Raw genomic sequence first — 10933 nt, 5'->3', positions numbered from 1 at the left:
GCCGAGACCAGTGCGGAGGTGAAGCGCAAGGACAAGCCCTGGTGGAAGGGCGACTTCTACCTCGACGGCATCAAATGGGTCGATTACGGCTCCGACCCCAACGCGATGCTGTCGGCGTTCGAATCCGGCGAGATCGACACCGACCATGAGACCGCGTCCGACGCCGTGTCGCAGACCGAGCAGATGGGCTTGTTGAATTCCGAGATCGCCACCGGCTCGACCATCGTTGCCCGCTTCAATGTCGGCAACGCGCCCTATGACGACGTCAAGGTGCGCCGCGCCGCCCAGCTTGCGGTCGACAATTCGGCCGTGCTGGCGCTCGGCCTCGGCGGCCGCGGGAAGCCTGCCGACAATCACCATGTCGGCCCGATGCACCCGGAATTTGCCGATATCGGCCCGGCCAAGCGCGACACGGAACAGGCCAAGAAATTACTCGCCGAGGCCGGCAAGACGGACCACGAATTCGAGCTGATCTCGGTCGACGTCGAATGGCAAAAGAGCACCGGCGATGCGATCGCCGCGCAGATGCGTGAGGCCGGCCTGAAGATCAAGCGCACCGTGCTGCCGGCGGCGACCTTCTGGAACGACTGGAGCAAATACCCCTTCTCCACCACCGAATGGCTGGGACGCCCGCTCGGCGTCCAGGTGCTGGCGCTGGCCTATAAATCGGGCGCGGCCTGGAACGAAAGCGCCTATGCCGACAAGGAATTCGACACGCTTCTCGACAAGGCGCTGGCAACGCCGGACGCCGCCCAGCGCAAGGAGATCATGGCCAGGATCGAGCAGAATCTGCGCGATGCCGGCATCATCATCCAGCCCTACTGGCGCTCGGTCTACCGCACCTATCGCAAGGGCGTGCAAGGCTGCGAACAGCACCAGTCGCTGGAACAGCATTTTGAGAAGGTGTGGCTGGAGGGGTGATCGTTCGGGGACGCCGCATACCGGCTGGCACCTGAGCGGTATGTCGCTCAGGTAGATACCTGCAGCGCACTCCGAGCATTTACGACGGTGTCTGTCTTGACGCGGCGACCGTGGATCGGTCTGGTGTGTCGACGAGGCGCCGCTGTGGGCTCGCGTCATTCCGGAGAATACACATGCGCGCCCGTTGGGCTTTCATTCTTGCACCCATTATTCCGGCGATCCTGCCCGGCTACAATTGGCATGCGAACCACCCTGAGACGGGGCCGTTGTCGGGCTTCATCTTCGTAACCCTTGTTTTCTATGTTGTGGAGGCGGTGGTAGGAATTCCGGCCTTCTATGTCCTGACCCGACGGCGCTGGCAGTTTTTTTGGGTATACGTCGTCGTTGGCTTTCTGGCAGTTTTTGTTCCAGCGTTTGTCTTCGGCCTCAGTAAGTGGAGTCCTCCATTGGGAATCGGCGGAGTTCTCTATGCATGCTCCTTCATAGGGATACTCGGTGGCGCTACAGGGCTGATCTTCTGGTTTTTGGTGCGCCCAGACAAGGACCCTGTCGAACAGATTGCTTCGCACTTTATCTAGGTCAGCACCCCAAGATTGAGTTCAAGGCCTGATAGACTTTGGCCGCGATATTTTGCACGAGAACGCATGGACCACTTCGACCTCGGCACCTATCGCCGTCCAATCTCCACCGCCTCGGCCGAGACGCAGCGCTGGTTCGATATCGGGCTGAACTGGTGCTACGGCTTCAACCATGAGGAAGGCATAAAGTGCTTCGAAAAGGCGCTGGAGACAGATCCTGATTGCGCATTCGTGCATTGGGGCATCGCCTATGCCGCCGGGCCTTTTTACAACCTCACCTGGAAGGAGCACGGCAAGGACGAGGCTAACCGTGCGGCCAAGCGCTCCTTCGACCATGTCCAGCTCGCGCGGGATGTGGCGATCACCTCGTCGTGCCTGTGTCGGACGAGCGCGGAGGCGGGGCCAAGCTGTTGTCACTGAAATCCCCGCCGCCCGACCAGCCGAGTCGGCTTCGCCTTCTAAGAGAAAATCTCCGCCAGTTCGTCTACGCTGGTGCCTTCCCTAACCTGGCGAAGTTCAACATAGGCGACCGCAATGGCCACCGATGCCACCGTGGACACGACCGTCGCGATAAGGACGCTTCCGATAGCGCCGAAAATCAGGGCGACCGTCGAGAGGCCGCTGAAGAAAGCGAAAATCAGGCCGATCAGCAAGGCAAACATCATCTGGAAGGCAAGCGCCGCCAAAAACAGGATCAGAAAGACACCGAACATCGGCCAGCGGCTGCCCTTTGTCAGAGCACGGCTGCGCGACATCGCGCCAAACATGCCAAGCCGCTCCTGCATCAGCACCGGCACGGAAACCGATATGCCGAGCAGCCACCTGATGCCGGCAACGAGCAACACCACGAAGGCAATGATCGCTCCGAAGATCGGCACCAACATTCCGGCGATGCCCATCACGATGAGGCCAAGGATCATGGCCAAAAAGACAATCAGCCCCACCCCCAGCGTCGGGAATATGCTGCGCAAGGCTATCTGGATGCAGTCGCCGATCGCCGGGCGCTTGCCGTTCAGGTCCTCTATCGTCGCTTGCACCAGCGAGGACTGGAACAACAGCGCGCAAACGAAATAGATCAGGCTTAAAACGAGCGATAAGAACGAGCTGCTCATAATGACCCACTTCGCGCCGAGTGGAGGTGTGGCGATGTAGCCGTTGGGGCCGCCATTCCAGTGGTTCGACAGATTGAGCGCAACTGCTGGGAGGACCAGGAAAAGCGCCGCCAAAGCAATCATCAGACCGGGATTGCGGTCGATCACGGCGAAGGTGTTGTTGAAAACCCTGCCGATCTGGAACTTCTCAAGCCGCGCCGACGCCGTCGATGCCACGATTACCCCTTCCGGCCCGAGCTAGATCCCGGCCAATCGCGCCAACATGACTGGCTGTTCTCGGGCCAAAACCTTCGTTACGAGAAGATCTCCGCCAGTTCGTCGACGCTGGTGCCTTCCCTGACCTGGCGCAGCTCGACATAGGTGACGGCAATCGCCACCGAAATCACCGCCGAAACGATTGTCGACAGCAGGCTGCTTCCGATGGCAGCGGCGATGAGACCGGTCGTGCTGATCCCGCCGCTCGCAATAGCAGCCTGAAACAGCAAGGTGAAAACCACTTGTAGCCCTATCGCAACAATGCCGAGGACCAGAAACAGCGCGAATATCCGCCAGCGGCTTCCCTTCGTCAGCGCCCTGCTTCGCGAAATCGAGGCGAAGACGCCAGGCCTTTCCTGAACTGCGACGGGCACAGCCACCGATATGCTGATCAGCCACATGGCTATGGGGATGAGCGACAGAAGTGCAATCACACCGCCGACGATGGGGATGGCCATGGTGATGACCGTTAATATCATCGCCACCAGAAACATTGCCACGATGATCACAAGACCAATTCCGAGCGTGGGGAGGAAGCTGCGCAGGGCTATCTGAATGCAATCGCCAATCGACGGGCGCTTGCCGTTCAAATCTTCGATTGTCGCTCGTACCAGCGCCGCCTGCGCCAGAAAGGCCAAGATCAGGAGCACCAGGCCGGCAATCATCGAAACGGCACCATAGCCCGCCATAGCCGATTGCTCGAAGCTCGCCCCAGGTACTGCTATCTTTGCAATCTGTCTAAAGCTCCAGATGTTGTACAGCAGCGCAGGCAGCGTCGAAAAAAGGCCGACGATGGCGGCAAGTGGGACGAAGCTGCGTCCGATTACCGAAAACGTATTGCTGAAAGCCCTGCCGACGCTGAACCGTTCCGGCCGCTCGCTCGCGATTGACGTCATGTTACATTCCCCCCGACTAATGGATACCCGAAATCAGAAAGTATAAATCACCGATATTGATACTTGCGGTTGCCGCCGCTTGCAATTGCCTTGGCGTATTGCCAGTGTCGGCTCGCGAACCGCAGGTTGCAGGGGGGCGAGAAGGTGACTGCTGCACAGCCGGACGCTGCGCAAGCCGAATGGCTGGCCAAACTGCACAAGCAGTTGCTGTCGGACGATTCGATCCAGTTCGACCTGCCGGCCTACAGACCACCCGAGACCCCCGAGTGGCTAAGACCGCTGGGTGAGTTCCTGAAATCGCTCGGCCCTTACATGATCTATCTGTTCTGGGGGGCCGTGATCACAGGTGCCGCAATCATTCTGCTGCTGATTTTGCTTGAGGTGAAAGGCGTCGCCTGGCGCCTGCCCTGGTGGCGCAAAAAGAGCGTGACCGAGGCTGAAGCGACATGGCACCCCGACGTTGGCGCGGCGCAGGTCCTGTTGTCGGAAGCCGATGCACTGGCCGCACAGGGCAATTACGACGAGGCGGTGCATCTCCTGCTTCGCCGCAGCGTCGCCGACATTGCCGGCCGCCTGCCCGACTTCCTGCGCCCGTCGCTGACCGCGCGCGATATCGCGGGAGCGGCGTCGCTGCCAACGCGGGCGCGCAGCGCCTTTACCCAGATCGCGCGCATCGTCGAGGCAGCGTTGTTCGCGCGCCGGCCGGTCGGGCCGGAAGGCTGGCAGGAGGCGCGCAGCGCCTATGAGCGATTCGTCTTCAGGGATGCCTGGACGTGAGTGACGCGACAGCCGACATCGCCCAGCAGGAACCGTTCAGCCGCAGGACGCTGTTCTGGGGCATTTTCGCCAGCCTACTCGCGGCCGCGGGCTTCTTCCTGTTGTCCACCTATGCGCCCGACTTTCGCCAGCCGAGCGCCGGTGGCGCAACGCCGCTGTCGAAGAGCGGCATCGGCTATGCCGGCCTGGCGCAATGGCTGAAGCTGACCGGCAAGGCGCCCGATATGGCGCGGTCCGACAGCGATCTCGAGACCGAGATGCTGCTGATCGTCACCATTTCGCCCGACAGCGACCCAGATGCGCTCGCCAACATCATCAAGCTTCGCAAGGGCCTGGATACGCTGTTCGTTCTGCCCAAATGGGCGACCTTGCCGCTGGCCTTGCACGAAGGCTGGGAGATGAAGATCCAGCGACTGCCGGATGTGGTGGTCAACGACTGGCTCGGCCGCATCGCCAAGGCCAAGCTCGGCGAAGGCGAAAGCACGGCCAAGCAACTCGACGTCTCAGGGCAAATGGTCAGCGTTCCCGACCAGTTGCAATGGGTGGCCGACGAACACCCGCTGATTGCCGCCGGCAACGGCAAGGCCGTGCTGACCGAGGTCGAAGACGAGCGGTTCTACATTCTGACGGACCCCGATCTCATCAACAACGCCGGCTTGAAAGATCCCGACAAGGCGGCGGCGGCGCTCAAGCTGATCGAGCTCCTCCAGCCCGAAGAGGGTGCCGTCATGTTCGACCTGACGCTGCATGGCGTCGGGCGAAAATACGATCTCGCCAAGCTTCTGGTCGAACCGCCTTTCCTGGCGCTGACGCTGACCATCCTGGCGGCCGCGGCACTTGCCTTCCTGCATGGCCTTGGCCGGTTCGGGCCGCCACGGGCCGATCAGCGCGCCATCGCCTTCGGCAAACGCGCGCTGGTCGACACCACGGCGATGCTGTTGCGCCGCGCCGGCCGGCTGGAGGAACTGGGCGACCGCTATGGAGCACTGGCACGCGTGCGCGCCGGCGCGCTGCTCGGCGCGCCGCACGGTTTGCAGGGCGAAGCGCTCGACCGCTGGCTCGATTCCCGCGACAAGGACGAAGCCGGCGGTTTCACGACCCGCCTGCAAGCTGCGAACGCGGCAAAGACCCTGACACAAATGCATGATGCAGCCGAAAAGCTGCACGACTGGACGGCAAGGAGGCTCGGTGAACGTCGATGATGTGAAGGCCCTGGCGACACAGATCAGGGAAGAGGTGGCCAAGGCCATCACCGGGCAACACGATACGGTCGATCTGATGCTGACGGCATTGTTCGCCGGCGGGCATATATTGCTCGAAGGACCGCCGGGAACGGCCAAGACGATGACGGCGCGCTGCTTTGCCCACGCGCTGGGCGTCGCCTATGGCCGCATCCAGTTCACACCCGACCTGATGCCCGGCGATATCGTCGGTTCCAACATATACAATTTCCAGACCGGGCAATTCACGCTGACGCGCGGCCCGATCTTCTGCGACCTTTTGCTCGCCGACGAGATCAACCGCACGCCGCCCAAGACCCAGGCTGCCCTTTTGGAGGCGATGCAGGAGCATGCCGTCACCTTCGACGGCACCACTCATGCGCTCGGCCCGAACTTCATGGTGGTGGCGACGCAGAACCCTATCGAACATCAGGGCGTCTATCCTCTGCCCGAAGCCCAGCTCGACCGTTTCCTGTTCAAGCACCGGGTGAGCTACCCCGGCGCGCAAGAGGAAAAGGCGATCATCATCCACCATGGCGGCGGAACCGCCTCGCACGACATCAAGCAGTACGGCATCACCGCCCAGGCCGACCGCAAGACGCTGGAAAAGGCGTTGGCGACCGTCGGCGGGGTCACGCTTGTCGACGACGTCGTGGACTATATCGCAAGGCTGGTGCGGGCCACGCGCGCCAGCCCCGATCTGGAAGTCGGTGCCAGCCCGCGTGCGGGCGCCATGCTGGCGAGAGCCGCACGCGCCCGGGCAGCGCTCGACGGGCGCGCCTATGTCATCCCCGACGACGTCAAGGCGCTTGCGGTGCCGGCGCTGCGCCATCGCGTGATACTGTCGCCGGCGGCGCAGATCGACGGCCGCCTGGTCGAGCAGATCGTCACCGACTTGGTCGACCAGACGGAAGCGCCACGTTGATCTATCCGAGCGGCCGGGCAGTCTGGGCAGGTGCGGCCGGTGCAATACCGGCCTTCCTGATCGCGCTCGCGCTGCCGTCGCTGTGGTATCTCGGCCTGTTGTGGATCTGCGTGCTGCTTGCTTTCCTGGCCGTGGACGCGGCCGCCGGGCGCGGACGCGCTTCCCTGGATGCCAGCATCCATGCCCCGCCGCAAGTCAGCGTCGGCGGCAAGTTCACCGTCCATGTCACCGCCGGGCTCAGCGGACGGTCGCGCGCGGTGCAGGCGCGCCTCGGCCATGACGAGCGGCTGGCCCCGCTGGGCGGCACCGGCGGCGCGTTGACCGCCGAGGCCGGCAGCGCATCGCTCGATCTCAAATTTCAGGCGCTGCGGCGCGGCATCGCCAGGTTCGATCGCCTGTGGGTGCGCTGGCGCGGGCCGTTCGGCCTGGTCTGGAACCAGGTCGTCCTGCCAATGGACAACAAGGTCGCGATACTGCCCGATATCCGCAGCGCCCGCGACGAGGCAATCACGCTTCTACAGCGCCAGTCGCTGCCCGACGGCCATGCGCAACGCCGCGCCGGCCAGGGCCGCGAGTTCGAGGCGCTGAAGGACTACCAGCCCGGCATGGGCCGGCGGATGATCGACTGGAAGCGCAGCGCCCGCCACGGCAGGCTTCTGGCGCGCGAGTTCCGCATCGAGGAGAACAACAACATCGTGCTGGCCATCGATAGCGGCCGGCTGATGTGCGAGCCCGTCGACGGCGTGCCGAAGGTGGACCGTGCCGTCACCGCCGCCTTGCTGTCGGCGTTCATCGCGCTGAAGGGCGGTGACATGGTCTCCCTGTTCGGCTTCGACGCGCGGCCGCGCGTTTCCAGCGGCGCCGTGCGCGGCTCCGCCAGCTTCGCCATGATCCAGAAGCGGGCGGCGGAAATCGACTATTCCACCGAAGAGACCAATTTCACCCTGGCGCTGACGACGCTGGCGGCGCGGCTCGACCGGCGCTCGCTGGTGATCATCTTCACCGACTTCGTCGATCCGATCAGCGCCGAACTGATGCTGCGCACCGTCGGCCGGCTCACCGAACGGCATCTGGTGCTGTTCATGATGATGAAGGATGTCGAACTGGAGACACTGGCCGACATGCCGCCGGACGCACCGGAGGATGTGGCGCGCTCCGTCGTCGCCGGCGGGCTGCTGCGCGAAAGGCAGGTCGTCATCGGCAGGCTCAGGCTGCTCGGCGCGCATGTCATCGAAGCCGACCATCAGAGGCTCGGGCCGGCGCTGGTCGAGCGCTATCTCGAGCTCAAGCGAGAGGATCTGTTGTGAACGCGCTGGTCGGCAAGGATGCGGTGCGCCAGTCGCTGGCGAGCTTCCGTTCGGAGCGCGAGGCCGACTGGAAGGCGTTCGAGGCGCTGCTTGCCCGGGTCGAGAAACGTGCGCCACGCACGCTATCGGAAGACGAACTGCTGTCGCTGCCGCTGCTCTACCGCTCGGCGCTGTCCTCGCTTTCGGTGGCGCGGGCGACGTCGCTCGACAATGCGCTGGTCAGCTATCTCGAAGCGCTTTGCCTGCGCGGCTACTTCTACCTCTATGGCGCACGTCGCGGCTTGCGGCAGCGCATCGGCGACTTCTTCCTGCATGACTGGCCGCATGCCATTCGCGATTTGTGGCGCGAGACCTTGCTGTCGGTCGTCCTGACCTTTGTCGGCGCCGGCGCCGGCTACTGGCTGGTGGCCAAAGACAAGGGCTGGTTCGACGCCATCATTCCGCCGAGCCTGGCCGGCGGGCGCAACCCGGACGCCTCAGTCGAAGTCCTGCGACAGGTGCTTTATGACGGCGCCGACAGCAATTTCCTGTCGGGCTTCGCCGCCTATCTGTTCACGCACAATGTCCAGGTGGCGATCCTGGCCTTCGCGCTGGGCTTTGCCTTCGCGGTGCCGAGCGTGCTCTTGATCCTGATGAATGGCTGCCTGCTTGGCGCGATGTTCCAGATCTACGTCGCCAAGGGGCTTGGGCTGGAGCTGGGCGGATGGCTGTCCATCCATGGCACCACCGAGATGTTCGCGATCGCCTTGGCGGGCGCCGCCGGCATGCGCATCGGCACACGCATCGCGTTCCCCGGCGAACTGACGCGGATGACGGCCGCTGCCGATGCCGGGCGCGTGGCCGCAACCACGATGGTCGGCGTGACGATCATGCTTTTGTTTGCCGGCCTGCTCGAAGGCATCGGCAGGCAGGTGATCACCAGCGACGTGACACGCTATGCCATTGGCGGCGTCATGCTGACGCTGTGGCTTTGCTATTTCTATGTGTTCAGGGTGGTGCGGCATGGCGACCGCTAGGCGCGCTGCCGTCTCGGCGATACGGCCGCTGATCACGCCGGAAGGGGTCGATCTCCGGATCAAGCTCGCCGATGCCGGCACCCGCGCCGCCGCCTTCCTGCTCGACTTTGTCATCATCATCGTCACGGCGATCGTGATCTCGATCGTTGCACTGTTCGGGCTGGCCGGCCTCAAAGGCGAAGGCGCGCAGCCGCTGTTCATCGTCTGGATCATCCTGATCTTCTTCCTGCGCAACGCCTATTTCATCGTCTTCGAAGCCGGCCGCCGCGCCGCCACGCCCGGCAAGCGGATGCTCGGCATCCGGGTGGCGTCGCGCAGCGGCGCCGGCCTGTCAGTCGATCAGGTCATTGCCCGCAACCTGATGCGCGAGATCGAGATCTTCCTGCCGCTGTCGATCATCCTCGGCCGCAGCGAGATGGGGCTCGCCGACACGCTGACGACGATCTTCGGACTGGTGTGGACGCTGCTGTTTGCGCTCTTCCCGCTGTTCAACCGCGACCGCATGCGCATCGGCGACCTTTTGGCCGGAACGTGGGTTGTCGACGCGCCGAAGCTGGCGCTGGTCGAAGACCTGTCGCAACGCCAGGACACCACCACCCGCGCATTCCGCTTCACCCAGGCGCAGCTCGATGCCTATGGCATCGCCGAACTGCACAAGCTGGAGGAAGTGCTGCGCCGCGACGACTATTTCGCGCTGAAAGCCGTGGCCGAAACGATCGGACGCAAGATCGGCATGACGATCGAGCCGGTCGATTCCAGGGCCTTCCTCACCGCCTATTACGGCGAGCTGCGGGCACAGCTTGAGCGCAAGCTTCTGCTGGGAACACGCAAGGCGGATAAGTACCAGCGGTAGATCGGAGTTCGGGATGCCGGCTCAAGTTAGCGAAGCGGAAAAAGCCAGAATAGAACGCGCCATTCAGGCGGCAGTCTCCGGATCCTGGAAGGAATTTGCAGAACTCACCGACGAACCGTTTCCAAACGATGCATCGGTGAGGGAGCAATTCGGAGATACTTCTTCCCGACTTCAGCAAGCCGACGGAAATTGGGAAATGACCTCAGGCATAGGTATCGTGCCTGACGGCAGCGCGCGCCTGATCACAGTCTTGATCAAGGCGCCGCCCACCGTGGATATTGTCCTGACGCTGCACAGCACGAGCGATCGGGATGACAGCACGATCAGCATCTGGACGTTCTTTCAGCAGGTGAATTGGGGCGATTAGGCCTCGCCTACCCCACCCACTTCTCATAGTCGGACACCAGCAGGTGCACCGGCGCGACATCCTCGTCGATGTTGGAGAAGCGGCCGATCGGCTCGCGGAAGACGTTGTCGGTGAGATCGTCATTGACGGTCGAGACCTCGCCGATCAGCACATCCTTGCCCTCGGCCCAGAAGGCGTGCCAGACGCCGGGTAGCAGCGTCACGCTCTGGCCTGGGTCGAGCTTCAGGAGCCCGCCTGCCGGCAGCCTGTGGATGGTGCCGTCGACCGGCACCGTCACTTCGGCCTTCGGATCGATGCCGCCGTCGCGATCGTGCATGAACAGTTCAAGCACGAGCTTACCGCCGCCGCGGTTGATGATGTCCTCGGCCTTGATGTTGTGGCGGTGCATCGGCGACAGCTGATCCTTGCGCGAGATCATGATCTTCTCGGCATAAAGCATGCCCATGCCCTTCTTCATGTCGGCATAGACGCCGTTGCGAACGGTGAACAGGAACAGGCCGAGTTCGTCGAATTTTTCCTGGCCGTAATCGGTGATGTCCCAACCGAGCCGCGAGGTGAAAATGGCGGCGGAGTCGGCCTTGCGCGCCTTCATCTCTTCCGGGCTCCAGTAGGCGAAGGGCGGCATGATGTAGCCGAACGAGCGGATGAAGGCGTCTGCATCGCGGATGATGTCGTTGACGGTGGAGCGTTTCATGATCGTGATCCC

13 protein-coding genes are annotated in these 10933 nt (G+C 63.0%); 10 read left to right on the top strand and 3 right to left on the bottom strand.

The features are described from left to right. The 3 genes from NKI88_RS10085 to NKI88_RS10075 form a co-directional block, all read left to right on the top strand. On the top strand, positions 1–921 hold a 921-nt coding region (locus tag NKI88_RS10085; protein ID WP_352654919.1), incomplete at its 5' end, for an ABC transporter substrate-binding protein. Positions 922–1094: 173 nt separating this feature from the next. Beyond that, positions 1095–1499, top strand: coding sequence for a hypothetical protein (locus NKI88_RS10080; protein ID WP_352654917.1), 405 nt, complete (start codon positions 1095–1097; stop codon positions 1497–1499). Between the two features lie 66 nt (positions 1500–1565). Continuing rightward, on the top strand, positions 1566–1919 hold the full coding sequence (locus NKI88_RS10075; RefSeq protein WP_502909445.1) for a hypothetical protein: 354 nt from the start codon (positions 1566–1568) through the stop codon (positions 1917–1919). A 38-nt stretch (positions 1920–1957) separates the two neighbouring features. Here NKI88_RS10075 and NKI88_RS10070 read toward each other — a convergent pair whose 3' ends face one another. Both NKI88_RS10070 and NKI88_RS10065 read right to left on the bottom strand, forming a co-directional pair. Continuing rightward, positions 1958–2827, bottom strand: a complete 870-nt coding sequence (locus NKI88_RS10070) for a hypothetical protein (protein ID WP_023739281.1) — start codon at positions 2825–2827, stop codon at positions 1958–1960. A 77-nt stretch (positions 2828–2904) separates the two neighbouring features. Continuing rightward, positions 2905–3762, bottom strand: a complete 858-nt coding sequence (locus NKI88_RS10065; RefSeq protein WP_023672536.1) for a hypothetical protein — start codon at positions 3760–3762, stop codon at positions 2905–2907. Between the two features lie 144 nt (positions 3763–3906). Between NKI88_RS10065 and NKI88_RS10060 the strand changes: the two genes are divergently transcribed. The 7 genes from NKI88_RS10060 to NKI88_RS10030 are packed head-to-tail and all read left to right on the top strand — an operon-like array spanning position 3907 to position 10227. Further along, positions 3907–4539, top strand: coding sequence for a DUF4129 domain-containing protein (locus NKI88_RS10060; RefSeq protein ID WP_352654915.1), 633 nt, complete (start codon positions 3907–3909; stop codon positions 4537–4539). After that, positions 4536–5741 carry a hypothetical protein gene (locus NKI88_RS10055; protein WP_023734198.1) on the top strand — a complete coding sequence of 402 codons (1206 nt, stop codon included), beginning with the start codon at positions 4536–4538 and terminating at the stop codon, positions 5739–5741. The genes NKI88_RS10060 and NKI88_RS10055 overlap by 4 nt, the downstream gene beginning before the upstream one ends. Next, positions 5728–6684 (top strand): AAA family ATPase, encoded by a 957-nt coding sequence (locus NKI88_RS10050; RefSeq protein WP_352654913.1) that lies wholly within the window; start codon positions 5728–5730, stop codon positions 6682–6684. Before NKI88_RS10055 ends, NKI88_RS10050 begins: the two co-directional genes overlap by 14 nt. After that, entirely contained in the window at positions 6681–7991 is a 1311-nt protein-coding gene (locus NKI88_RS10045; RefSeq protein WP_352654911.1) for a DUF58 domain-containing protein, read from the top strand. The genes NKI88_RS10050 and NKI88_RS10045 overlap by 4 nt, the downstream gene beginning before the upstream one ends. Further along, a complete protein-coding gene (locus NKI88_RS10040; RefSeq protein WP_023694395.1) occupies positions 7988–9007 on the top strand; it encodes a stage II sporulation protein M in 1020 nt (339 codons plus the stop codon). The genes NKI88_RS10045 and NKI88_RS10040 overlap by 4 nt, the downstream gene beginning before the upstream one ends. Next, positions 8994–9860, top strand: a complete 867-nt coding sequence (locus NKI88_RS10035) for an RDD family protein (protein ID WP_352654909.1) — start codon at positions 8994–8996, stop codon at positions 9858–9860. The genes NKI88_RS10040 and NKI88_RS10035 overlap by 14 nt, the downstream gene beginning before the upstream one ends. Positions 9861–9873: 13 nt before the next feature. Then, positions 9874–10227 carry a hypothetical protein gene (locus tag NKI88_RS10030; protein WP_156932407.1) on the top strand — a complete coding sequence of 118 codons (354 nt, stop codon included), beginning with the start codon at positions 9874–9876 and terminating at the stop codon, positions 10225–10227. A gap of 7 nt (positions 10228–10234) precedes the next feature. Here the strand turns inward: NKI88_RS10030 and NKI88_RS10025 are convergent, their stop codons facing one another. Continuing rightward, positions 10235–10921 (bottom strand): D-lyxose/D-mannose family sugar isomerase, encoded by a 687-nt coding sequence (locus NKI88_RS10025; protein ID WP_023694398.1) that lies wholly within the window; start codon positions 10919–10921, stop codon positions 10235–10237. Between the last annotated feature and the right edge of the window lie 12 nt (positions 10922–10933).

It is taken from the genome of Mesorhizobium sp. M0317, from assembly GCF_040321555.1.
GTDB lineage: Bacteria > Pseudomonadota > Alphaproteobacteria > Rhizobiales > Rhizobiaceae > Mesorhizobium.
The sequence above is the reverse complement of the archived record's forward strand: the minus strand, read 5'-3'. Positions and strand labels throughout refer to the sequence as shown.